The sequence below is a fragment of the Bartonella saheliensis genome, assembly GCF_902162175.1.
On sequence record NZ_LR607195.1, the window covers coordinates 48,138 to 71,912 of the forward strand.

The window sequence follows — 23,775 nt, forward strand, 5'->3', positions numbered from 1 at the left end:
AGACAATGAACATATTTTTCCTGTCCTCACACACAAATACCCTCGAGTTCCTTCTCATACGGCGAACACAATTCTCTCCTCCCTTACGCACAAATATCCACTACCAATGAAGGTCTATTTCCACTGACTTTTATGTCTACCCTAATTTTTACCTCCAATACTTCTCTTTCTCCATTGCCTTACGCCCTCACTCCATTGCACAATCCATTTCTTTGATATTGTGTGTGTTGTTTCAAAAAGCCTTTGTTTCACTTGTACAATGGTCTTTTTATGTATCTCCCATAATTTCTTATTCTTATGATTTGCGACTACCAATATTAAGATTCCATAACCACACCCCTATCCCCTTTATTTAACCATTATCTCAGATAGTCTATAAAATGCTCACAAGATTGATCGTAATGAAAATCTTTATTCTCGCTTATCGCCGTCCGCATGTCGAAATTAAACAGTCTTTGTGTGTCACCAATAGCCTTTTCCAATTCCTGCACCCCCTTATTATCAAAGATAATGTCTAATTTTCTCTTTGAATTTTCTTCTTCTACGAGCTTCTTCCAAAAGATCAACCGGTTATCACATTTCTTATTAGATGACCTCATCCATTCTCTAGCACCTAATTTGTAAGCTTCTTCAAATGTTAGAGTCTCTTCAGCAATGGAGGAATCTTTTTCCCTCTGTTCATCATTCTCTCTACAAATCTTAATTTTTTCTTCAATTATGAAGTAATTGCACTCCTTATCGAAAGCAATATATCCCTCTTTTACCGTATCAATAAGCATCTTATAGTAAATAAAAGTTTTTATTGCTTTTTCATAACCATCGGAAATATCATATAACAATGATAAAATGTGCTCTTTATTCATTAACAGCCAGTCACATTCACTGCGGTCTGGAGTTGCTATTTTCTGTATTTCTTCGCATTCTATAATTGTAGATATATTGCCCTTATAACTATCCGTGGCTTCTTGCTTTTCATTCCTCTCTTTAGATAGTTTTTCTTGTTTTTCTCTATCCAAAATAGTGATCATATTATCAACCACATACAAATACCAATGAAAAAACAATATTGTAGGTTTATATTCTTTTTCTTTCGTACGAGAATTTACAACCTCTTCAATAACTATCCCATTCTCTTGCATTAACTTGAATGTTTTCAGATAATTTTGCTTAAAAATATCAACTTCTATAAAATGCTTTACTTTATTACTGATTTTTTCATAATGTTCATTAGTCAGTTCTTCTTCGAGTGCCTTTTTGTACAATGAACGCAATTTTCTCTCCCCTTGCGCACAAATACCCTTTACCAATGAAGGTCCATTTCCACTGACTTTCATGTTTTCCCCAAGGGTTTTTATCTCCAGTACGACCCTTTCCCACTGTCTTGCCTCCTCATCCCATCGCTCAATCCATTTCTTTGATATTTTTCGCGTTTTATTAAAAAGCCTTCTTTCCCCTTCTGTAATAATCCTTTTATATATTTCACACTCTCGCTCTTTTTGCTTAAGGTCTTCAGTTAATTGAATAACCTTCTTCTCCTCTTGTGCAATAATTTCTTTATATCCTGCACACTCTTGATATTTTTGCGTAAGGTCTTCAGCTAATTCCTTATTTTTATGATTTATGACTACCAGCATAACGCATATTACACAACATACTATCATTGCAAAGCATAACAATAAGTTGGTTGAATATCCAAAATACCACAACACGCCTATCGCTATGGCGCATAAAACCATAACGCTTAATCCTAAAACCCTATATTTCTTCTTCCCACGAATAAACTTAACCATAGCTATTAAGGCAATTATTTCCTCTACTACGAAACTAATTACCTCTTTTACTTCTTTTATCTCTTCAAGCATTCTTGCTCTCTTTTATCCTCACTGACATTGAATACAGCTCTCTTATCGATTCCTCAATACTGTATCATTATGTGTATATCCGATTCATAGAAAGATACATATTATACTTAAATAAAAATAATATACAAAATAGAGATGTTTACATTGATATAATTAGCAATTTGTATTTAATTATACTATTTTTGCATAATATTCCTTAAAATTTTTATTCTCCAAGAACGTGTCTATTTTTTCGTAATGTTCAGCAGTCAGTTTTTTTGAATACCTTTTTAGACAATGAACATATTTTTCCTGTCCTCACACACAAATACCCTCGAGTTCCTCCTCATACAACGAACACAATTCTCTCCCCCCTTACGCACAAATATCCACTACCAATGAAGGTCTATTTCCACTGACTTTTATGTCTACCCTAATTTTTTACCTCCAATACTTCTCTTTCCCATTGCCTTACGCCCTCACCCCATTGCACAATCCATTTCTTTGATATTGTGTGTGTTGTTTCCAAAAGCCTTTTTTGCTTGTGCAATGGTCTTTTTATGTATCTCCCATAATTTCTTATTCTTACGATTTGCGACCACCAATATTAAGATTCCACCACCACCACACCCCTATCGCTATGGCGATTAAAATCATAACGCTTAATCCTAAAACCCTATATTTCTTTTTCTTCCCACGAATGAACTTAATGATAGCTATGATGGCAATCATTTCCTCTACTACGAAACTAATTATCTCTTTTACCTCTTTTATCTCTTCAAGCATTCTTGCTCTCTTTTATCCTTACCGACAGTGAATACAGCTCTCTTATCGATTCCTCGATATTGTATCATTATGTGTATATCCGATTCATGGGAAGCTACATATTCTATTTTAATAAAAATAATATACAAAATAGAAATGTTTACATTGGCAAGAGGCAGCAATTTGTATTTCACTATACTGCTATAATGCTTTATGCATTTTCAAAAAATGCCTTATAACGCCTCAAAATGCATGATCTATAAAATATGGGATAAAATACTCAAAATCTTAACACAGTAAAATATACCGCTTGCTCTGTTCGCCCTCTTTATGACATCGATAAAAAGCGTATCTCCACCCATTTATGAGCTCTTCGAACTTACAACAGTACGAAAGATTGGCGTCACAGTTTGGCATCGTTTTATCTTTATACAGACAGGATATTCTGTACACAGAGGAAGCGCTTTTATAACAAATGTTCTATCTCACACAGTCAAAAAAACAGTCCTTTAAGAATTTGAAAAGAAAAACGCCTCAAATTTTTACCCCTCTTTTTTCCAAGAGTCCTTAAAACGAATAAATCTGCCTGAAAAGAGAGTGTTGATACGCTTAAAAGTTGCTCTTGTATCATGAGATTCTATTCGGGTGAAAATTGCAATTTGGCGAGGTAAGCATAAACGCCATTTTTTGCCACAAGCTCTGCATGGGTTCCTTCTTCCACAAGGGCGCCTTTATCCATTACAAGAATACGATCAGCTTTTAAAATTGTTGCCAAACGGTGCGCAATAACCAATGTTGTTCGATTTTGCATCAATCCCTCTAAGGCTTCTTGTACCAGCTTTTCACTGTTTGCATCTAATGCTGATGTTGCTTCATCAAGCAATAACAGGGGAGCATTTCTTAAAATTGCCCGGGCAATACCAACGCGTTGTTTTTGTCCACCAGAAAGCATAGTACCGCGTTCTCCCACTTCTGTATCAAAACCATTTGGTAAGGCTTCAATAAATTCAAGGGCGTTGGCGGCTTTAGCAGCAGCAATAATTTGCTCTTCCGTTATATTTTCTGTTCCGAACATGATATTATCACGCAATGTACCATCAAAAATGGCAACATCTTGTGGAACATAAGAGATGGCACCGCGTAAATCTTGCACAGAAAGGTGATTAATCTCGACACCATCAAAGCAAATTTTTCCACTTGTTGGATCATAGAAACGCAGGATTAAAGAAAAAAGTGTGCTTTTACCTGCCCCTGAAGCGCCAACAAAAGCAACCGTTTCCCCGGCTTTGATAGAAAAAGAGAGAGAGCGTAAAATCTTATCTTCTGGTCTGGAAGGATAAGTAAAATCGACCTGATCAAAAATAAGGGCCCCTTGCACAGGCTTTGTCAAAGAGAGAGGATTTTGTGGTGCTAAGATAGTAGGCTGTTCTTGTAGCAATTCGGCAAGCCGTTCAGCAGCCCCTGCTGCTTGTATTAATTCTGCACCAAGTTCAGATAATTGTGCAAAAGTAGTTGCTCCAAAAACGGCATAGAGGACAAATTGACCGAGAGTTCCTGCTGTCATAGTGCCATCCAAAACATCTCGAGAGCCAATCCATAAAACAGCAACCACACTGCTAAAAACCAGAAAGATGGCAAAGCCGGTAAAGAAGGAACGCAAGATCACAGAAGCACGCGCTGTCTGAAAAGCACGCTCAATCAACTGTGAAAAATGCGTTGCAACAAGCTTTTCAGCGGTAAAAGCTTGCACTGTACGAATAGCACTCACCTGTTCGGTTGCCAAAGCATTAGCATCTGCGACACGATCTTGTGCAGCGCGTGTGCGTGTACGAACCCTGCGCCCAAAAACAACTAAGGGAATAGCCACAAAGGGAATAGCAAGCAGCACCAGTGCAGACAATTTAGCATTGGTGATAACCATCATCACGATTGCGCCGATGACCACAATCAGATGGCGTAAAGCGGTAGAAGCGGTCGAGCCCACGGCTAATTTTATTTGCGTTGTATCGGTAAGCAACCTTGAGACGAGTTCACCAGAATGAGATTTATCAAAAAAAGCGGGTGAAAGTTTCATAATATGGACAAACACATCACGCCGCAAATCGGCAACAATGCGTTCTCCCAAAGTAATGACACAATAATAACGACAAGCCGAAGCAAGAGCGAGCAGCAAGGCCAAGATAAATAAAATAAAGAAATAAAAATTGATATGCCCATGGCTTGAAGCAGAAAAACCATGATCAAACATTTTGCCGATAGCAACCGGCAAAGCGAGTGTCACAAGAGCCCCAACCGTTAAAGCGAAAAAAGCAAAAATAAACAGCCATCGATAACGCACAAGATAAGGACCAAAAGTTTTCAGCGAGGAGAATGAAGATTTTTTTTCTGAAGGGTTGGCAGATTTTTCTGAATAATTAAAGAGATTCATAAGACTTTGCTCATTCCATTAGGTTATCCATAACCCTTGATACAATGATATATCTTGAACACTTGTTTTTTGATGCGTGCTCGGTTATAGAAAGGGTACTTTAAACAACTTATCAAAAAGACAACGGAAGCGCACTTAAAAAGTGAAAAAGTGCCATTTCATTTTATAGACACAAAAGGTTTGACGCATGAAAGCGAATATTCATCCCGACTATCACAAAATTACCGTCGTTATGACGGATGGTAGCCAATACACAACGCGCTCCACTTGGGGAAAAGAAGGAGATGTCCTTAATCTAGATATTGACCCAAGAACCCATCCAGCATGGACAGGTGGATCTCAAACACTTGTAGACCGTGGTGGTCGTGTTTCTAAATTTAAAAACCGTTTTGGTAACCTTGGCATGTAAAAGCGTGTTGTTGTGAAAAGCGAAAAAACGTTTCGTAAAGTCTCAGCGTATTGAAAATAATGAAGCTGCGTGAGACAGCAAAAGAAACACCTTTTCACCGCTTTTACAATTTAAGCTTCTTTAGAAAACATGTGTAAAATTGCCAAGAAGAGATGCCCTGCCTTAAAACGCGGGGCTTTTTGTGTATCTGATAAAAAACAATGGCTGAGCGATATTTTCATGACTGCCAGCCCACGCTTTTAAAGCAGCTGCTTGCAATGCCCGTCGATCAAGAAAAAGTCAATTTCCAAGGCAATGCCCCTAAACTATTCATAGCAGACAAATGAACTGTCACTTCTTCATCAGAGTGTCCTCAAGACAAGGAAAGCAATTCCTGGAACAGCAGCAGGTACAGTTTGTTTAAGCACTTGAACTGTTTTTTCTGCCACCTTCTTCAACAGAAGCTTTTCGCGCATCTTTGCCATCAATCACCCTATTGGGCTTTAAATCATACCCTCGAGAACAACACGGGCTTCAGACAATTCTTGAAACACTGTATGACAGTCTGTGTCATCTCAAAGCAACGCGCGATTGAATGGGCACGCGAGAGCCCATCCATCAACACTCCCAGTTCAACAATCGGCACAATTTGTCATTCTTGATACAAAGCAAAAACAGACGAGAGCCCGTGCATTTTGCTTGATAGCGCTCCTTGTTGGCAGCATGTAGGCATCACTGGCAAGCACCGCACGCCATTTAGCAAAATCTGCTCCCAAAGCATCATAATCCTTTAACCGCTTACACAGCCCATTCATCCCTTCGCGAACAATTTTGTTAAAGAACATCCGTCAATAGTTAAGGACAATCTGCCAGGAGAGAATGTGTTTTTATTTAAGCACAAGACTGCTCATGCTCTTTTGTCCATTGTCCCAAAGCAGCCAGATGGTTCATTCGGGCACGATGACAAAAAGCCTTTTGGGCAACAGCGATATTTTCATGACTGCCAGCCCACGCTTTTAAAGCAGCCGCTTGCAATGCCCGTCCATAAGAAAAAGTCAATTTCCAAGGCAATGCCCCTAAACTATTCATAGCAGACAAGTGAGCTGTCGCTTCTTCATCAGATTGTCCTCCAGAAAGGAAAGCAATTCCTGGAACAGCAGCAGGTACAGTTTGTTTAAGCACTTGAACTGTTTTTTCTGCCACCTCTTCAACAGAAGCTTTTCGCGCATCTTTACCATCGATCACCATATTGGGCTTTAAAATCATACCCTCGAGAACAACACGGGCTTCAAACAATTCTTGAAACACTGTCTTTAAGACGGTCTGTGTCACCTCAAAGCAGCGCGCGATTGAATGAGCGCGCGAGGGCCCATCCATCAACACTTCTGGTTCAACAATCGGCACAATTTGTAATTCTTGGCACAAAGCAGCATAACGCGCGAGAGCCTGTGCATTTTGCTTGATAGCGCTCCTTGTTGGCAGCATGTAGGCATCAATGGCAATCACAGCACGCCATTTAGCAAAACGTGCTCCCAAAGCATAATACTCTTTTAACCGTTCACGCAATCCATCCAAGCCTTCAGTAATTGTCTCACCTGCAAAAGCCGCCAAGGGTTTAGCACCGGTATCGACTTTAATTCCTGGCAAAGCGCCCGCATCACGGATAATATCCGTCAACATTTTCCCCGTAGAAGCCTTTTGACGAATGGTTTCATCAAATAAAATAACACCAGAGATAGCACTTTCCATGGCTTCTTTTGCGCTAAAAAGCATTTCACGATAAGCGCGGCGGTTATCCTCATTGGACTCAACACCAATACTTTCAAAACGCTTACCGATTGTTGCAGTACTTTCATCGGCAGCCAAAATACCCTTACCAGCATGCACCAGAGCAAGTGCTATATCTTCAAGACGTTCACTCATAAAAAATCCTCTTTATTTTATCGCATTTTCAACATCAGCAATCTGATCATCGTACTTGACACAGCCCATGACCCTACAGCTCTTTCAATTTTCCCTTCAACAAAGCCTTTAAGCTTGCGTGAGAGCAAGAATACCAGGAAGCACTTTGCCTTCCATCCATTCTAGAAAAGCACCCCCTGCGGTGGAAAGATAAGTAAAATCATCAGCAACACCCGCATGGTTAAGTGCAAAAACCGTATCTCCACCTCCAGCGATTGAAATCATTTTTTTTGTCAAGCTACGTTCTGCTGCATGACGTGCCACGGCTATGGTTCCCTGATCAAAAGGAGGCATTTCAAAAACCCCAAGGGGTCCATTCCAGACAAGGGTAGCAGCCTCATCAATCGCAGCATTGATATGAGCAATGGAGCGTGTTCCAATATCCAGAATGATACCTTCCTCCGGAATATCTCCAATATCATAGAGACGATGGGGAGCATCTTTTTCAAAGCGAAATCCAACGATTGCATCCACAGGCAACAGAAGCTTACATTGGCACTCTTGTGCTTTTTCCATAACCTTTTTGACTGTTTCCATCAACGCATGTTCACACAGCGATTTTCCAACACACACACCTTGCGCGGCCAAAAAACTGTTGGCCATGCCACCGCCAATCACCAAATAATTAACTTTTTCAACCAAATGATTGAGTACAAAAAGCTTACTCGAAACCTTTGCACCTCCAACAAGTGCAATCACGGGATGCGTTGGATTGCCAAGCCCTTTTTCTAATGCCTGTAATTCACCCTGCAGAGAGCGCCCCGCATAGGAAGGCAACAAATGTGTTATTCCTTCCACCGAAGCATGGGCACGATGCGAGACTGAAAAAGCATCATTAACGTAGAGATCCCCATTATGGGCCAGAGCCTCTGCAAAAGAACAATCATTCTTTTCTTCACCACAATGAAAACGAACATTTTCAAGCAGTAAAACACCGCCGTTTTGCAACGCCTCAACCGCTATCTGTGCAGCTGGACCAATACAATCTGAAGCAAAAGTCACCGGTTGATTGATGATTTTTTCTAAAACTTCCACAACAGGATGGAGTGAGAACTCTGGCTCTACTTTTCCCTTAGGGCGCCCACAGTGGGAGAGAAGAATAAGCTTAGCACCACGCTTTTGCAGCTCAACGAGCGTCTCTTTATGGCGTTGAAGACGCGTTTCATCGCAAACTTTACCCTGCGCCATGGGAACATTAAAATCCACCCGCACAAGCACACGTTTTCCAGCAACATCAACATCATCAAGTGTACGAAAACCCATTCGCCCTTTCCTCTTCACTTTCCGTTGTTTTCAACAAAAATGCATCGATCATCTTTGCCCTTCATCGTCATCTCAATCAAAGAACACAACCCGTATATTCCACCACCACACAAGAACACGCTCTAAGCGGACATCAACATCATCAACTGTACAAAAATCATCCACTCTTTTCTCTTCACTTTCCGTTGTTTTCAACAAAAACGCATCGACTCTCTTTGCCCTTCATCGTCATCTCAATTAAAGAACACAACCCGCATATTCCACCACCACACAAGAACACGTTCTAAGCGGACATCAACATCATTAACTGTACAAAAATCATCCGCTCTTTTCTCTTCACTTTCCGTTGTTTTCAACAAAAACGCATCGACTCTCTTTGCCCTTCATCGTCATCTCAATTAAAGAACACAACCCGCATATTCCACCACCACACAAGAACACGCTCTAAGCGGACATCAACATCATCAACTGTACAAAAATCATCCGCTCTTTCCTCTTCACTTTCCATTGTTTTCAACAAAAACGCATCGACTCTCTTCGTTTTACAAAATTTTCTTTTTGCTTTTACAAAGAAATCAGCAGTTCTATTTTCTCAAACCTTATCTCGTTTATACTTTGTTTTGTTCACGGACACAGTTTTTCAAACTTTTCTTGTTTATATAATTTTACAAACCAAATATTTCTGTACAAATAGCAAATACAAAGCACACTTTTCATCACGCGAACAGTATCTTGTTTTTTACACCCAAAAAGCAATTTTTACGCGTTTTTTTCAAAAAGAATACGCCTTTATTTTTATCATAAAATTCAACTTTCTAATATAGAAAGAGGACCCGAAGGTCCTCTTTTATATGGTTTTGGCAAAAGCAACTGCGGTATCACCCATGCGGTTTGAAAACCCCCATTCATTATCATACCAGACCAAAACACGACAAAGCTGACCATCGATCACCTTTGTTTGATCATTATGGAAAATAGCTGAATGCGGATTATGATTAAAATCACAACTAACAAGCTTTTCCTCTGTAGTATCTAAAATTCCCTTGAGTGAACCGCGTGCCGCCGTGCAAATAGCCGTATTAATTTCTTCAACTGTTGTGGAGCGTTTAGCCGTAAATGTCAAATCAACCACGGACACATTTGGCGTTGGAACGCGAATCGATACCCCATCAAGCAAGCCTTTTAATTCTGGCAACACCAACCCTACAGCTTTTGCTGCTCCTGTTGAGGTAGGGATCATAGAAAGAGCGGCCGCGCGAGAGCGATAAAGGTCACGATGCATGGTATCCAACACAGGTTGATCACCCGTATAAGAATGGATTGTTGTCATAAAGCCCTTTTCAATACCCACCGCATTATGTAAGACTTGCGCAACAGGTGCCAAACAGTTCGTTGTACAAGAAGCATTGGAAACCACGAGGTGCTCTTTGCTTAAAGCATGGTGATTAACCCCATAAACCACGGTAAGATCTGCGCCTTCAGAAGGGGCGGAAACCAGAACACGCTTTGCGCCTGCATCCAAGTGAGCACTTGCCTTATCACGTGCTGTAAAAATTCCGGTACATTCTAAAGCGATATCGATATCCAAAGCTTTCCATGGCAACTGTGCTGGATCACGCTCTGCCAACACCTTGATCAAACTGCCCTCAACATGAATGGCATCACCTACCACCTTCACCTCACCTGGAAAACGCCCATGAACGGAATCATAGCGCAACAAATGGGCATTGGTTTCCACCGATCCCAAATCATTAACGGCCACAACTTCAATATCTTTCCGTCCACTCTCCACAAGTGCCCGTAAGATATTACGACCAATACGACCAAACCCATTAATTGCAACGCGAACCGTCATTTCACATTTTCCTTATATCTTTTTCTAGCACAACAAATGGGCATTGGTTTCCACCGATCCCAAATCATTAACAGCCACAACTTCAATATCTTAACCAACCACTCTCCACAAATGCCCATAAGATATTACGACCAATACACCCAACCCCACTCATTGCAACAGACAACATCATTTCACATTGTTCTTAACTCTCTTTAGAGCGCAACGAATGGGCATTTAGTCTCCAATAGTCTTTAATGATAAACAGCTACAATTTCAATATCTTAACCAATCACTCAAATCCACAACTGTATATAAAACCTTGCCTTTCCTATGATCAAAATTGTTCATGGCACTATGAAGACTCATTTAACATTTTCCGTATTAATTTCTTCCAGTTTTTTTTCAACGTGAGCCACCACATTCTCACAAGTAATGTTAAAATGTGCATAGAGTGCCTCAATCGTTCCGCTTGCACCAAAACCATCCATGCCGATAAACACACCATCACAACCAATAAAGCGCTCCCAGCCCTGCCCCACAGCAGCTTCAAGGGCTATTTTAACCGGCGCATCACCAATAAGAGCACGCTGATAGGAGAGAGATTGTTGTGCAAAGAGTTCAAAACAAGGTACAGAAACCACACGGGTTGGGATGCCCTTTTCTTCTAACAATGCGTGCGCTTGTACTGCAATTTGCAATTCTGAACCGGAAGCAAACAGAGTTACCTTTGCATCATCACTTGCGGTAAGTAATTCATAAGCTCCAAGCGTACAAAGATTTTCTTCTTCATATTCTTGACGCAACAGCGGTAAATTTTGCCGGCTCAAAGCCAAAGTAGAAGGTGTCCCGCGTGCTTTCAAAGCCAATTGCCAGCACTCCACGGTCTCCATAGCATCAGCGGGTCGGAACACGAGATGATTAGGCATGGCACGCAAAGAAGCCAAATGTTCCACGGGTTGATGGGTAGGTCCATCCTCACCAAGACCAATAGAATCATGAGTCATGACATAAATGACCCGCAATCCCATAAGAGAAGAGAGACGCATAGCAGGACGCATATAGTCAGAAAAGCATAAAAAGGTTCCCCCATAAGGAATAAAACCGCCATGAAGGGCAAGACCATTCATCACAGCTCCCATGGCATGTTCGCGAATCCCATAATGAATATAGCGCCCTGAAAAATCTTCAGCAGAAATACTTTTCATCTGGCTGCTTTTTGTATTGTTAGAGCCGGTCAAATCAGCAGAACCACCAATGGTCTCCACAACGACTTCATTGATAACCTCAAGCGCCATTTCCGAAGCCTTACGGGTAGCAACGATAGGGCGTTCTTCGACGATTTTTTGTTTATAAGCATCGATAGCGCTATCAAATCCCCCCAACAAATCGCCCCGCATTAATCTTTCAAACTCCACGCGTTCTGATACGGGAAGAGCAGCCAATTTTTCTTCCCACTTTTTCCGCTCTTTAGCAGCACTAAGACCAGCTAAGCGCCAATTATCAAGAATATCCGCTGGAATAACGAAAGGCTCTTCACTCCAACCCAAAGCGATACGGGTTTCAGCGATTTCCCGTGCTCCCAGGGGAGAGCCGTGAACTTTATTGGTTCCGGCTTTATTTGGCGCTCCAAAACCAATGGTTGTTTTACAAGCAATCAACGTTGGTTTATCAGAATTTTGTGCCTCTTTGATAGCATGAGCAAGAGCTGTTTGGCTATGTCCATCGACCTTATGTGTATTCCACCCAGAGGCTTTAAAACGCGCTATCTGGTCTGTACTATCAGCAAGAGAGATTTCACCATCGATAGAAATATTATTGTCGTCCCACAATACAATAAGCTTGTTGAGTTTCAAATGACCCGCCAAAGAAAGAGCTTCTTGAGAAATGCCTTCCATAAGACAGCCATCACCAACCAAAGCATAAGTATAATGATTGATAAGATCACCGAAACGCGCATTTTGTAGGCGCTCAGCAATTGCCATTCCCACGGCATTTGCCAAACCTTGCCCGAGGGGCCCAGTGGTTGTTTCAATGCCGGCAGCGTGCCCATATTCTGGATGTCCAGCAAGCTTTGACCCTAGTTGGCGAAAATTTTTGAGATCTTCAAGAGAGATATCTTCATAACCAGAAAGATAGAGCAAGGCATAAAGCAACATAGAGCCATGCCCAGCTGATAACACAAAACGATCGCGGTTAGGCCAGTGCGGATTTTTTGGATCATGGGCAAGAAACTTTGTATAAAGAACGGTAGCAATATCGGCTGCGCCCATTGGCAAGCCAGGATGACCAGAATTTGCTTTTTCAATCGCATCAATAGCAAGAAAACGGATAGCATTGGCCATCTGATTCTGTTGTTCAGTATTTGTCATAAATGATAGACCATTTCGTTAAACAGGTTATTTTGTCGCTTTTTCCGTATTCTCTTCATTTTTTGAGAAATACTTCTTTTTCAGGGTAAGATTTTTTATCATCACATAAGTAATACCAATACCATTCCCCTCACACATCTGTGCATATATCATTTATGCCAATACTCTTAAAAAATCCAGCCTTTAATTAAATATGTATTCTCTGCCTTGCTTGCTAAAATATCCTACATACTTAAAAATAAAATCTACAAAAGAAAAGAAAATGAGTGATTCGTTTTTGCATAAAAAACTGATAAAGGATACAATCACTTGGAGGATAAAAACATCATGAATCAAGAAACGACAGTTCTCCCCCACGCTTTAGAGCAATTGGAAAAAGCGCTAAGAACCTTAGAGATCACCATTATAAATCGCAATGCTGTTATTGATAAGAACAACGAATGGGAAGAAGAAATTCAACGCATGAACGCTGACCGTAGCCATCTTGCTCAAGCACTTGATAAATCTGAAGCCCAAGTTGAGCGTCTCGAAGCAGTAAACAAAGAAGTTTCCAAACGTTTAGTTAAAGCAATGGAAACAATACGTGTCGTCATTGATAGATAAAGGTTTGAATGTATGGAAACTGTTTCCGTCACCATTGATGGTAAAGTTTATCGCATGGCTTGCAATAAAGGGCAAGAAAGCCATCTCATTGAACTTGCAGCTCGATTAGATCAATATATCGCACATTTAAAGAAAAATTTTGGTGAGATTGGTGACCATCGTTTATCGGTGATGGCCGGTATTATGATTATTGATGAAATGGAAGAAATTCAACGAGAAAATGAAAAATTAAAAGAAGATTACGAAGCTCTTTTGCGGTTACACAATGAAAGGGACCGCACCATGGCAAGAATTGTACGCAACACAACAGAGCGCATTGAAAAACTCACCAATCAATTGCTGCAAGATAACCAAACCAACATGAATGTTCAAGAACCAGAGAATTCATAAGCACCCGACGGTTTTTTTTAACTGACCAGCAATATAAATCTCAAGAAACCAGAGGCATAACGACAGAAAATGTAAAAAAGCGCCTGTACATTACGAGAGCAGCCAATAAAAGCAACGCTCTCTCAAAAAGCAATGCCCCTGTTTTGCATAAACCACTCCTTTCTTATCAACAAAGCCCTCTCACAAAGAGTAGCGAGCAAAATCTATCAACAGCTCCATCTTCACACTTATCAGAGAATAAACCAACACTATCCTTCTCTTGACCCATTCCTACTTTCGCTTTTGGCAATTTTGTTTCTGCTCTTACATTTAAAAAATTTATGAAAAAATATGGGGTGTTTTTTCGTCCCATTTATACACCCTAACGACTCTTCTTCGATGAAGAGGGAAGCAAATATTTTTCACCTCCAAACCAGAGGCTTTAAAATGATAATATTTTTTATTCAGAGCTCTTAAAATGGCAAACTGCTAAATTCTTATCAATGAATATCTTGGCTAGATAAGAAGCTCTTGTAAAAAGATCGTATCAATCAAAAAACAATTTCCAGAGAATCTTATTCAATTCTCTGCTGTATCAAGAAACATGGCTTCTTCAAGATAAAGATCGGATGCCACTTTTAGAAGATCACAGGAGATCATATGACAAGATCAGTTTGCCCTGCCACAGCAAAGCCAATCGCCACGCAGTTTCTACAGTGAGTGATAGGGCAATAATAGATCTGTTTGGGCGCTCTCGTGAATCACACCCCCCGTTGTGCCCGAAGCGATATAAGCAACAATATAACTGCCCATGCAAATGTTTCGACAATCGCGCGCAAGCCAGAAAAATGGCAGCGGTTCCCATGGATTTTGCTGCGAGATATTTTGCTCCACCCCGTACCACATAAATATGATCTTGTTCAATTTGCCGCGCAATGCAATCCATCATAAGTCCGCCCTCTTCAGAATAAAAACCTGAAGTGAATTCAGCAGATAACATTAACGCATTGCTCTGCCCGCATAAACCACCATAACAATATCAAAGATTTCTGCACATATTAAATAGATGGCAAACAACATCTGCTCTCTAAAGGAAAACACCATACCCAAACATTTCTAATACCCGCCAACCTTTCAAACACTCTTTGTTCCGTCTTGAAAAACAGCAGCGATACGCAGAAGGTTTGTCGCACCAGGGGTACCAAGAGGAACACCGGCTGTGACAAGAAAGCGCTCTCCACTACCACAAAAGCCTTCTTGAAAAGCAATTATTGGCGCACGATCAACCATATCCTCTAAATCCCGTGCATCTTCACGCACCACACAATGTAGCCCCCAAACCAAAGCCAAGCGCTGCGCAGTTTCTACAATGGGTGATAAGGCAATAATGGTACTCTTCAGACATCCTATAGAAAAGCAACCTGCCTCAATATTCCGATTAAACACTCTTTGTTCCGTCTTGAGAAACAGCAGCGATACGCAGAAGGTTTGTCGCACCAGGGGTACCAAGAGGAACACCGGCTGTGACAAGAAAGCGGTCTCCACTAGCACAAAAGCCTTCTTGAAAAGCAATTGCTGCCGCACGATCAACCATATCCTCTAAATCCCGTGCATCTTCACTCACCACACAATGTAGCCCCCAAACCAAAGCCAAGCGCCGCGCAGTTTCTACAGTGGGTGATAAGGCAATAATGGTACTCTTCAGACATCCTATAGAAAAGCAACCTGCCTCAATATTCCGATTAAACACTCTTTGTTCCGTCTTGAGAAACAGCAGCGATACGCAGAAGGTTTGTCGCACCAGGGGTACCAAGAGGAACACCGGCTGTGACAAGAAAGCGGTCTCCACTAGCACAAAAGCCTTCTTGAAAAGCAATTGCTGCCGCACGATCAACCATATCCTCTAAATCCCGTGCATCTTCACTCACCACACAATGTAGCCCCCAAACCAAAGCCAAGCGCCGCGCAGTTTCTACAATGGGTGATAAAGCAATAATAGGTCTATTTGGACGCTCTCGTGAAGCACGCACCCCCGTTGTACCTGAAGCGGTATAGGCAACAATAGCTGCCAATGCAAGTGTTTCGGCAATCTGCCGCGCAGCCAAAGAAATAGCATCCGTTCCCGTTGACTCTGGTGCAGGATGTTGTGCTCCAACCTGTGCCGCATAAGTATGATCTTGTTCAATTTGCCGCGCAATGCGGTCCATCATAAGGACGGCTTCTTCAGGATAAAGACCAGAAGCAGACTCAGCAGACAACATCACCGCATCGCTACCTGCGTAAACGGCTGTAGCAACATCAGAAACTTCTGCGCGTGTTGGAACAGGAGATGAGATCATAGACTCGAGCATTTGTGTAGCCACCACCACGGGCTTTCCCGCTAAACGACAGGCTTTTATGAGTTCTATTTGCAATGCAGGAATCTTTTCCAAAGGCATTTCCACACCAAGATCTCCCCGTGCAATCATAATAGCATCACAGACATCAATAATTTTTTCTATGTGCTCCAAGGCTTGAGGTTTTTCGATTTTAGCCATCAAAGCCACTTTTCCTTTTATCAGCCGGCGCACCTCTATAATATCTTCTGGACGCTGAATAAAAGAAAGAGCCACCCAATCAACAGGCTGTTGCAAAACAGCCTGAAGATCAGCCTTATCCTTTTGTGTTATCGAACCAAAAGGCAAAACTGTATCGGGAAAACTGACACCTTTGCGATCAGCAATACGGTTTCCAGCAACCACACGGCATTCAACAAAATGCTCATGACATAATTGTGCACGCAGTTCCAGCTTTCCATCATCAATCAACAGGCGGTCTCCTGGTTTCACAGCGGCGAACACATCCTTATGTGGAAAATAAACACGCTGCGCATCCCCCATCTCATCATGACTGTCTAATGTAAAGCTTTGCCCAACACGCAACTCCTCTTGCCCTTTAGCAAAGGAGCCGATGCGCAATTTGGGTCCTTGGAGATCCACTAAAATACCGATAGGTCGACGAACAATTTTTTCAACCTCTCGTATACGTGCGACCAAATCAGCCATTGTTTCACGGTCAGTATGGCTCATATTCAAACGAAAAACATCGGCTCCCGCCCTAAAAAGCTTTTCAATCATGGCAAGAGAAAAAGAAGCAGGACCAAGAGTCGCAATAATTTTTACTTTACGTGCACGCTTCACGGTAGAGAACCTCCAGAAAGAGAAGGCGAATTAACAACCGAATCATCTAACAAAGACTCCCCAGTTAACTGCACCATCCAACTGCTTTGATTGCCCGTATCAATTTCCTTAAACTCCGCCTTTTGATAACCTCGAGGAAAACAATCGTGCACTCCTTGAATAGTAAATTGGCTATCTTGCACACACATGGTCACAGAACCAGACCAGTTGCTTTTTTTCTGTGCACCTTCCGCATAAAGATAATAAAACCGTGAAGAAAGCGGCCCCTCAATTAAAGTTTTACACCCTGTCTCTGGGACCACCCACCATCCCTCACTCACCCATCCTGAAAGCGTACGATAGCCAAGGGCAACCCCAACAGACTGTTGGGTAGTATTACAAACTCTAAAATCAGCTCTTGCCAAACCAACAAACGAGCACAACAACAGAACACTCAAGAAAAAAACGCTTCGTTTTTTCAAAAAAAACCATTCCTGTTTTTTGGCAATCACAAAACTTCCTTTATCATGCAAGCAATTAAAATAAAGCATACAGCCCTTTTCTTTTTCAAAAGCCTCATCACATCTCTCTTCCCACATCTATAGAAAGAGATTTTTATCCTTTTTGGCTTCTTAGTGCCTTTTTATCAATGCATATATCTTAAAAATTTTACAAAATATTTAAAGTCCATTTGTAAAAAACAATACAGCTTGATTGATTTCTCATCTTTCAAGCTTTCTCAACAAAATTTATTATTAACAACAACAGCTTAAAACAGAAAGTCCGGAGAAAAATGCAATGAATACAGTGACCGATGAAACACACGCAATATCCGTAAACCAATTGCGCGCTTTTATTGAACGCATTGAACGCTTAGAAGAAGAGAAAAAAACCATTTCTGATGATATTAAAGAAGTTTACGCCGAACTGAAAGGCTCTGGTTTTGATAGTAAAGCTGTGCGCAGCATTATACGGTTGCGTAAAAAAGAAGAACATGAGCGTATAGAAGAAGAAGCTATCATCCAGCTCTATAAAGATGCACTTGGTATGAGTTAACACCATTAATAACCATGATGACATCAGATATTTTCTTAAAATAACAGAGAAAATAAATAACACACATAAATTTCTTTCAGAAATGAGCGGTGCATAATGTTTGTAACAACAACAGCAGCAACATGTTTCCTTTTATGCCTCTGATACAAAACAGCGCGCCATAAAATGCCACCACAAAATGCTCTTGTGCTGCCAATTTGCGCGCTTGTTTTAAACAAGCATCTCTCAATGCACCGCCTTCATTTCACAACAAACTCGTGAAGGATATAACGATAAAGCCATGAGGCGCCCTCCTCTTTCGCATACCATCATAACTGTTCATCTCCAATATTGTCGAGACCCCTTGGCACCCAAGAGCATTCATAACGAGGCATTCTTTTCTTCAATCGCATTCCCCCCACATGCCCACACAGCCATGAGGCACCATCCTCTTTCGCATACCATCATAACTGTTCATCTCCAATATTGCAGAGCCCCTTGGCACCCAAAAACATTCATAACGAGGCGTTCTTTTCTTCAATCACGCTCCCCCCACATGCCCACAAAGCCATGAGGCACCATCCTCTTTCGCGTACCATCATAACTTTTCATCCCCAATATTGTAGAGACCCCTTGGCACTCAAGAGCATTCATAACGAGGCATTCTTTTCTTCAATCGCACTCCCCTCCCCATGCCAATCCCCCTTATAACCTGCAAAAAATGACTTTTCTCACATTTACCATAAACACATTTGAAATCAGAAAATCCTCCAATATTTAAAGCTCTTAGTGGAGATCAATAACAATAAACTCTCTTTATAATTCAATATCTTGCTGATTAATAAAGAGTTATCTGAGAAAGCATCACATGCTCTTGTACAAAAATACACTCTTCCCTCACTGCGTCGTTAAGATGCCAAATTAAAAAAATCGATCTGTGACAGAAGACTGTGCACCTATTATACACCATACCTATTTTGCACAAAGAAAATGGTAAAAAAACGAATGAAGATCTCACCATTAAAAAAATTGACTGAAAAATAGATTGGCAAACTTTCTATGGTGACAGACATGCAAACAGGATATCATCAAAAAGCAGAACGTGATAGAACAGAAAGAACATAATCATCGAAGAAAAAATATGCAACCCTCACATCACCAACGCAGCATGATGCATCCAATCACCAACGGATTGAATCTTGCAAATTTGCATAGAGGAGCACGCATTGCACCCTATGGTTTGCCAAACACTTTTGTAAAGAGCAAAAACTTGTAAAGACATTCTTCATAAGCATAAAAACTTATATGATAAATAGCTTTGCGCTTTAGAGTGCGTGCATAGGCTTTTATGCAAAGGAGAAATTAAAAAAAGAAAAAAACTTGTAAAGCGCAATCAAAAGCAATGAAACAGTATGATCTCTGAATTTGTACTTTTTTCCTCCTTCTATACCGTGATGCAAAACTAATCATTTTTGGTCAAACACATAATAAACTTCACCTCTTTTGCAATGAATTTCACCAAAAAGAATAAGCCATAGAAAAATTGCATAAAAAAGAGAAAGACTCACATAGTTCTATAGAGAGAAAGCTATGACAATCACAACAAAACGCACACTTTCCACCTTGATCAGCCTAGAAGATGCAGAGGAACTCTCTTCCTATTACCTCCGCAATGAAAACCATCTTCGCCCTTTTGAACCGGTAAAGCCTACGGATTACCATACTCTAAAAGCTTGGAAAACACGTACCAAGGCTTTTGCGCATGAGAGTACACAAAGATGCGCCTATCGCTATGCCACACGTTTAAAAAATGACAGTCCCATCATCGCCATCGTGAATTTTACAAATGTGGTTCGCGGTGTTTTTCAAGCCTGTCATCTTGGTTTTTCTCTGGATGAAAAACAGCAAGGCAAAGGTCTCATGTTCGAAATTTTATCTGCTCTCATACGCCATATTTTTGATGTTTATCATCTGCATAGGGTGATGGCAAACTATATGCCAGAGAATATCAAAAGCGGAAATTTATTGCAGCGCCTTGATTTTGAAAAAGAAGGCTATGCTAGAGATTATCTGATGATCTCTGGCAAATGGAGAGATCACATTCTCACCTCTCGAATTCATGATCCTCATAGAGCGAGAAATGAATATAAAGCGTTATAAGGTATTTTCACCAGATGTTAAAAGAGAGCCATATCAAACCTTACAAGATTGTGAAAATGTTTCTTTTTCACTGCTCTCACATAAAAGTGCAAACTCTCACCACCCTTCTTTTATCCGTAACTCTTTTTCTTCTCCAATGCACCCACGCATTCCATACAAAATGAGGCAAAACAGAGAGGAAGTTAAAAAGCGATTATCCAAATCATAAAAAGCTTTTTGAAAGAATGAACGCAAACGCGTTTTAGGACATTCCCCACGCATTCACTCCCTTTGTATAACAATGCAAGTTTGCTCATTGTTTTATGCGCGGGGTTTTATGCGCGGGACTCTTTTTCCTCTCCAGTACACACACAGATTTTATAAACATGAAGACAGAAAAACAAAGCAAAGCACAATCGAAATCTATCAAAATACTCTGATCAAATTAACGCTAAAGCGTTTTTATGTTTGCATACACGCACTCTCTTCACGCAACAATTCAAGTTCTAACCACTCTTCTTCTTTGCTCACGCAGTTCTTTTTTTTCTCTTCGAGTGTTATTAACAAACGCTCAAAACGCTCTTTATCCTTGCTATAGAGTGCTGGATCAGAGAGTTCTTGTTCAATTTTTTTGATTTCATTCTGCAAAGCAGCGATTTGCTCAGGCAATTTTTCCAACGCATAAACCTGTTTATAAGACAGCTTGCGTGGTTTTATTTTCTCCTGCCCAGAGCCACTCTTTATTGATGTGTTGGTATTTTTATTCGCCCTTAGCCGAGGATTTGCAGATGCTTTAGATTGCGATAACCCTTTATTGTTGTGCCCTAGCGATACAGCATGCTTATTTTGCGCTATCATATCACTATAACCGCCAGCATACAAAATCCAATGCCCATCGCCTTGGGGTGCCAACATATGGGTCACTGTGCGATCTAAAAAGTCCCTATCGTGGCTGACCAATAACACTGTTCCGGCAAAATCGGCAATAAACTCCTGCAACAAATCCAAGGTTTCCATATCTAAATCATTGGTAGGTTCATCAAGAATCAGAAAATTTGCCGGACGCGACAACAACCGCGCCAACATAAGGCGTGCTCTTTCTCCTCCTGAAAATTCCTTGAGTGGTGTACGTGCTTGTTCTGGTAAAAACAAAAAGTCTTTCATATAAGAAACCACATGGCGCTCTTGCCCATTGATTACAAGAGTCTCTCCTCTCCCGCCTGTGAGATAATGTGCCAATGTTTCTTCTTCATTGAGAATACGCTGTTGATCAAGAAATGCCATGGACAGGTTATATCCATGCCTCACCGTTCCACAATCGACGGCTTCTTGCCCGATCAATGTAGAAAGCAATGTTGTCTTTCCAATACCGTTTGGGCCCACCAAGCCGATACGATCACCACGCTGAATACGTAAAGAAAAATCTTTAACAATAACGCGCTCCCCATAAGATTTTGCAATACGCTTTGCTTCCAGCACCAATTGACCAGAATCATGGCTTTTAGCAGCGGTCAAAAGTGCATTTCCCGGTTGTCCTTTATAGTTTTTGTGAAGCTTTCGCAGCTCTTTTAGTTCCCCCAAACGGCGCACATTACGTTTACGCCGTGCGCTTACCCCATAGCGCAACCATTGTTCTTCACGTGCAATCTGTCGTCCTAATTTATGCTGCTCGAGAGCCTCCTCTTGCAACGCTTTATCACGCCAATTCTCAAATTCTAAGAAGCGCTTTTCCAGCCTCTTTGTGGTCCCGCGATCAAGCCACAGGGTTGAACGTGTGACATTTTCTAAAAAACGCCGATCATGGGAAATCACCACAATTGCTGAAGGCAAAGAACATAAAGTCCTTTCCAACCATTCAATGGTTGGTAAATCGAGGTGATTGGTTGGCTCATCTAACAGTAGAATATCTGGTTTTGCAGCCAAAGCACGCAACAAAGAGACGCGCCGCTTTTCGCCCCCAGAAAGGGTCGCCAACTTTTCGTTTCCTGAAAATCCGAGATTGGTGCGAATTGTATTGATCCATGGTACATCAGGGGTCTGATCGAGTCCCGCTTCTACAAAGGCATGAATATCGTCAAATCCTGAACAATCAGGATTTTGTGAAACATAACGTAGTGTGACTCGAGGGTGGCGAAAAATTTCGCCACCACTCGGCTCTAAAATTCCTGCGGCAATTTTTAACAGCGTCGATTTCCCACAACCATTTCGTCCCACCAGCGCAATACGCGCTCCTTGCTCAACCGATAAGCAAGCTTGGTTGAGCAAAGGCGTTGTTCCAAAAGTTAGGCAAATGCGGTCAAGCCGCAAGAGCGGCAGCGCCATTAACGGACGCGGCGTGGACAAGGTGCTTTATACATCACGCCTCTTCCATCCCTGTAAGTACACAATTGTGGTACTTGTTGTTTATGCACTTTATGCGCACAAGGTGCTTTGTAATAATGACCTTTATGCCCACGATAAGTGCACATTGGTGTTGACTGATGAATAACAATCTGTCCTTCCTGTCTTTGTTGTCTTTGCTGATTGGCAGCAGCCCCTGTTACTGTTCCGGCCAAAGCCCCAAATGCTGCACCGGTCAGAGCTGCTCCAGCAGTACTTCCACCAATTGCTGTTCCCGCCAAAGCCCCGAGTGCTGCTCCTCCCACACCATAACGTGCGACGCGCTGATCATCTGTGGTACAAGCCACAGTGCTTAAACCAATGGCTGAAACAACGGCCACTTTCAAAAATGATTTTAACATATTAAAACCTCTCCTTAAATCAATACATAAATATATCATTCATGCCGGCACTTTATCGCTTGCCCCCCCCTACCTTATTCAAATATGACCGGAAGAGCTTTATGGAATAGGTACAGACACCAACAATATAGCTTTTCCAGAACCTAAATGGCAAGAAAAGGTTCCACAAATACGGTTGGAAAGTGTCAAAGAAGAACCAAAAGACACATTTTTATCACAAAGCGGCCATTTTACCCCTGAAAGTGTTAAGCCTTGTAAATCAGAAAAACCGATAAGACTAAACAAACATCCATCAGGTAGATCATAGGAAAAAGGCTTTGGTAAGACCGGCCATCCTTCTTCACAACCGCTTGTTAACAACACCGTAATACCTTTTTCAGCCATCATCAGTGCCCAAGTCATATGAGAAAGACTATGATCAGTCCGCTCCCCTCCCAAAGCACCACACAAAATAATTTTTTGGGCACCTTTTTGTAGAGCTCTCTCACATGCCAAAGCACTATCGGTCATATCTTTATCAGAGGGAAAAATCTCACGCGGCACATGAGTATAGGTATTCATTAAAGTCTGATCTGATGAGTCGAAATCTCCCACCCACAACTCAGGCATCACACCAAGTGCTGCTGCATGACGCATTCCGCCATCAGCAGCAATCACGCGACTGTTGCGAATTTGAGTAAGCAAACGATCCGTGATACAAACCTCTCCATTTAACAATATTGTAAATGTAGTCATGCCATACTCTACCTTCCGTAATCTTTCCTCACATCTTTTTATAAAAAAGATGCGTTTCTTATGGATAATAACCGTGCTATAGCCAAAAGAACCCTTCCTCAAAAGCTCCTTCCCCAAAAGCTTCTTCTTAATTTGTCAAAAC

At 41.3% G+C, this 23,775-nt stretch carries 22 protein-coding genes and 3 pseudogenes; 5 read left to right on the forward strand and 20 right to left on the reverse strand.

Going from position 1 to position 23,775, the window contains the following annotated elements:
- Positions 1-359 precede the first annotated feature (359 nt).
- The 3 genes from FS875_RS00245 to FS875_RS00250 form a co-directional block, all read right to left on the reverse strand.
- Positions 360-1,862 carry a hypothetical protein gene (locus FS875_RS00245; protein WP_144751375.1) on the reverse strand — a complete coding sequence of 501 codons (1,503 nt, stop codon included), beginning with the start codon at positions 1,860-1,862 and terminating at the stop codon, positions 360-362.
- Positions 1,863-2,426: 564 nt separating this feature from the next.
- Positions 2,427-2,573 carry a hypothetical protein gene (locus FS875_RS10080; RefSeq protein WP_166428872.1) on the reverse strand — a complete coding sequence of 49 codons (147 nt, stop codon included), beginning with the start codon at positions 2,571-2,573 and terminating at the stop codon, positions 2,427-2,429.
- A gap of 670 nt (positions 2,574-3,243) precedes the next feature.
- Positions 3,244-5,034 (reverse strand): ABC transporter transmembrane domain-containing protein, encoded by a 1,791-nt coding sequence (locus FS875_RS00250; protein ID WP_144751378.1) that lies wholly within the window; start codon positions 5,032-5,034, stop codon positions 3,244-3,246.
- Positions 5,035-5,221: 187 nt separating this feature from the next.
- Here FS875_RS00250 and rpmE point away from each other — a divergent pair, with 187 nt between their 5' ends.
- The gene (gene rpmE, locus FS875_RS00255; protein ID WP_144751381.1) at positions 5,222-5,443 is read left to right on the forward strand and encodes a 50S ribosomal protein L31; all 222 of its coding nucleotides are present in this window, start codon (positions 5,222-5,224) and stop codon (positions 5,441-5,443) included.
- Positions 5,444-5,605: 162 nt separating this feature from the next.
- On the opposite strand, the pseudogene FS875_RS00260 reads toward rpmE, so the two are convergent.
- The 8 genes and pseudogenes from FS875_RS00260 to tkt form a co-directional block, all read right to left on the reverse strand.
- A pseudogene (locus tag FS875_RS00260) lies at positions 5,606-6,243 on the reverse strand (class I fructose-bisphosphate aldolase); the annotation flags it as partial.
- Positions 6,244-6,313: 70 nt separating this feature from the next.
- Positions 6,314-7,345, reverse strand: coding sequence for a class I fructose-bisphosphate aldolase (locus FS875_RS00265; protein ID WP_144751384.1), 1,032 nt, complete (start codon positions 7,343-7,345; stop codon positions 6,314-6,316).
- 108 nt (positions 7,346-7,453) lie between these two features.
- Complete coding sequence (locus FS875_RS00270; RefSeq protein WP_144751387.1) at positions 7,454-8,647, reverse strand: phosphoglycerate kinase; 1,194 nt, start codon at positions 8,645-8,647, stop codon at positions 7,454-7,456.
- A gap of 72 nt (positions 8,648-8,719) precedes the next feature.
- Positions 8,720-8,845, reverse strand: coding sequence for a hypothetical protein (locus tag FS875_RS10765; RefSeq protein WP_281282234.1), 126 nt, complete (start codon positions 8,843-8,845; stop codon positions 8,720-8,722).
- 35 nt (positions 8,846-8,880) lie between these two features.
- On the reverse strand, positions 8,881-9,006 hold the full coding sequence (locus tag FS875_RS10770; protein WP_281282235.1) for a hypothetical protein: 126 nt from the start codon (positions 9,004-9,006) through the stop codon (positions 8,881-8,883).
- Between the two features lie 35 nt (positions 9,007-9,041).
- Positions 9,042-9,167 (reverse strand): hypothetical protein, encoded by a 126-nt coding sequence (locus FS875_RS10775; protein ID WP_281282236.1) that lies wholly within the window; start codon positions 9,165-9,167, stop codon positions 9,042-9,044.
- A 327-nt stretch (positions 9,168-9,494) separates the two neighbouring features.
- Positions 9,495-10,502: a type I glyceraldehyde-3-phosphate dehydrogenase gene (gene gap, locus FS875_RS00275; RefSeq protein ID WP_144751391.1), complete on the reverse strand. Its 1,008-nt coding sequence runs from the start codon at positions 10,500-10,502 to the stop codon at positions 9,495-9,497.
- 344 nt (positions 10,503-10,846) lie between these two features.
- On the reverse strand, positions 10,847-12,853 hold the full coding sequence (tkt, locus tag FS875_RS00285) for a transketolase (protein WP_144751394.1): 2,007 nt from the start codon (positions 12,851-12,853) through the stop codon (positions 10,847-10,849).
- Positions 12,854-13,180: 327 nt separating this feature from the next.
- Here tkt and FS875_RS00290 point away from each other — a divergent pair, with 327 nt between their 5' ends.
- A complete protein-coding gene (locus tag FS875_RS00290; protein ID WP_144751397.1) occupies positions 13,181-13,456 on the forward strand; it encodes a DUF4164 domain-containing protein in 276 nt (91 codons plus the stop codon).
- Positions 13,457-13,468: 12 nt separating this feature from the next.
- Positions 13,469-13,846, forward strand: coding sequence for a cell division protein ZapA (locus FS875_RS00295; protein WP_144751401.1), 378 nt, complete (start codon positions 13,469-13,471; stop codon positions 13,844-13,846).
- A 166-nt stretch (positions 13,847-14,012) separates the two neighbouring features.
- Here the strand turns inward: FS875_RS00295 and FS875_RS00300 are convergent, their stop codons facing one another.
- The 6 genes and pseudogenes from FS875_RS00300 to FS875_RS00325 all read right to left on the reverse strand — a co-directional run bounded on the left by FS875_RS00300 (position 14,013) and on the right by FS875_RS00325 (position 17,534).
- Positions 14,013-14,198 (reverse strand): hypothetical protein, encoded by a 186-nt coding sequence (locus FS875_RS00300; protein WP_144751404.1) that lies wholly within the window; start codon positions 14,196-14,198, stop codon positions 14,013-14,015.
- Positions 14,199-14,471: 273 nt separating this feature from the next.
- Positions 14,472-14,825 (reverse strand): pyruvate kinase, encoded by a 354-nt coding sequence (locus tag FS875_RS00305; RefSeq protein WP_144751407.1) that lies wholly within the window; start codon positions 14,823-14,825, stop codon positions 14,472-14,474.
- Positions 14,826-14,959: 134 nt separating this feature from the next.
- Positions 14,960-15,214: pseudogene (locus FS875_RS00310) on the reverse strand (pyruvate kinase alpha/beta domain-containing protein); the annotation flags it as partial.
- Between the two features lie 49 nt (positions 15,215-15,263).
- Positions 15,264-15,518 (reverse strand): annotated as a pseudogene (locus tag FS875_RS00315) (pyruvate kinase alpha/beta domain-containing protein); the annotation flags it as partial.
- A 49-nt stretch (positions 15,519-15,567) separates the two neighbouring features.
- Positions 15,568-17,004, reverse strand: a complete 1,437-nt coding sequence (gene pyk / locus FS875_RS00320; RefSeq protein WP_144751410.1) for a pyruvate kinase — start codon at positions 17,002-17,004, stop codon at positions 15,568-15,570.
- Positions 17,001-17,534, reverse strand: a complete 534-nt coding sequence (locus FS875_RS00325) for a DUF1036 domain-containing protein (protein ID WP_144751413.1) — start codon at positions 17,532-17,534, stop codon at positions 17,001-17,003. The genes pyk and FS875_RS00325 overlap by 4 nt, the downstream gene beginning before the upstream one ends.
- 247 nt (positions 17,535-17,781) lie before the next feature.
- Here FS875_RS00325 and FS875_RS00330 point away from each other — a divergent pair, with 247 nt between their 5' ends.
- Both FS875_RS00330 and rimJ read left to right on the forward strand, forming a co-directional pair.
- Positions 17,782-18,039 (forward strand): DUF2312 domain-containing protein, encoded by a 258-nt coding sequence (locus tag FS875_RS00330; protein ID WP_144751416.1) that lies wholly within the window; start codon positions 17,782-17,784, stop codon positions 18,037-18,039.
- Positions 18,040-19,608: 1,569 nt separating this feature from the next.
- Entirely contained in the window at positions 19,609-20,178 is a 570-nt protein-coding gene (gene rimJ, locus FS875_RS00335; protein ID WP_144751419.1) for a ribosomal protein S5-alanine N-acetyltransferase, read from the forward strand.
- A gap of 441 nt (positions 20,179-20,619) precedes the next feature.
- Here rimJ and FS875_RS00340 read toward each other — a convergent pair whose 3' ends face one another.
- The 3 genes from FS875_RS00340 to FS875_RS00350 form a co-directional block, all read right to left on the reverse strand.
- Complete coding sequence (locus FS875_RS00340; protein WP_144751840.1) at positions 20,620-22,479, reverse strand: ABC-F family ATP-binding cassette domain-containing protein; 1,860 nt, start codon at positions 22,477-22,479, stop codon at positions 20,620-20,622.
- Positions 22,479-22,898, reverse strand: a complete 420-nt coding sequence (locus FS875_RS00345) for a hypothetical protein (protein WP_144751422.1) — start codon at positions 22,896-22,898, stop codon at positions 22,479-22,481. The genes FS875_RS00340 and FS875_RS00345 overlap by 1 nt, the downstream gene beginning before the upstream one ends.
- A 99-nt stretch (positions 22,899-22,997) precedes the next feature.
- The gene (locus FS875_RS00350) at positions 22,998-23,633 is read right to left on the reverse strand and encodes a thiamine diphosphokinase (RefSeq protein ID WP_144751425.1); all 636 of its coding nucleotides are present in this window, start codon (positions 23,631-23,633) and stop codon (positions 22,998-23,000) included.
- Positions 23,634-23,775 lie beyond the last annotated feature (142 nt).

Excerpts from the sequence above, each read along its gene's own strand:
- FS875_RS00245 (WP_144751375.1), bottom strand. The coding sequence starts at position 1,862 with ATGCTTGAAGAGATAAAAGAAGTAAAAGAGGTAATTAGTTTCGTAGTA.
- FS875_RS10080 (WP_166428872.1), bottom strand. The coding sequence starts at position 2,573 with ATGATTGCCATCATAGCTATCATTAAGTTCATTCGTGGGAAGAAAAAG.
- FS875_RS00250 (WP_144751378.1), bottom strand. The coding sequence starts at position 5,034 with ATGAATCTCTTTAATTATTCAGAAAAATCTGCCAACCCTTCAGAAAAA.
- rpmE (WP_144751381.1), top strand. The coding sequence starts at position 5,222 with ATGAAAGCGAATATTCATCCCGACTATCACAAAATTACCGTCGTTATG.
- FS875_RS00265 (WP_144751384.1), bottom strand. The coding sequence starts at position 7,345 with ATGAGTGAACGTCTTGAAGATATAGCACTTGCTCTGGTGCATGCTGGT.
- FS875_RS00270 (WP_144751387.1), bottom strand. The coding sequence starts at position 8,647 with ATGGGTTTTCGTACACTTGATGATGTTGATGTTGCTGGAAAACGTGTG.
- gap (WP_144751391.1), bottom strand. The coding sequence starts at position 10,502 with ATGACGGTTCGCGTTGCAATTAATGGGTTTGGTCGTATTGGTCGTAAT.
- tkt (WP_144751394.1), bottom strand. The coding sequence starts at position 12,853 with ATGACAAATACTGAACAACAGAATCAGATGGCCAATGCTATCCGTTTT.
- FS875_RS00290 (WP_144751397.1), top strand. The coding sequence starts at position 13,181 with ATGAATCAAGAAACGACAGTTCTCCCCCACGCTTTAGAGCAATTGGAA.
- FS875_RS00295 (WP_144751401.1), top strand. The coding sequence starts at position 13,469 with ATGGAAACTGTTTCCGTCACCATTGATGGTAAAGTTTATCGCATGGCT.
- FS875_RS00300 (WP_144751404.1), bottom strand. The coding sequence starts at position 14,198 with ATGGGACGAAAAAACACCCCATATTTTTTCATAAATTTTTTAAATGTA.
- FS875_RS00305 (WP_144751407.1), bottom strand. The coding sequence starts at position 14,825 with ATGTTATCTGCTGAATTCACTTCAGGTTTTTATTCTGAAGAGGGCGGA.
- FS875_RS00325 (WP_144751413.1), bottom strand. The coding sequence starts at position 17,534 with ATGCTTTATTTTAATTGCTTGCATGATAAAGGAAGTTTTGTGATTGCC.
- FS875_RS00330 (WP_144751416.1), top strand. The coding sequence starts at position 17,782 with ATGAATACAGTGACCGATGAAACACACGCAATATCCGTAAACCAATTG.
- rimJ (WP_144751419.1), top strand. The coding sequence starts at position 19,609 with ATGACAATCACAACAAAACGCACACTTTCCACCTTGATCAGCCTAGAA.
- FS875_RS00340 (WP_144751840.1), bottom strand. The coding sequence starts at position 22,479 with ATGGCGCTGCCGCTCTTGCGGCTTGACCGCATTTGCCTAACTTTTGGA.
- FS875_RS00345 (WP_144751422.1), bottom strand. The coding sequence starts at position 22,898 with ATGTTAAAATCATTTTTGAAAGTGGCCGTTGTTTCAGCCATTGGTTTA.
- FS875_RS00350 (WP_144751425.1), bottom strand. The coding sequence starts at position 23,633 with ATGACTACATTTACAATATTGTTAAATGGAGAGGTTTGTATCACGGAT.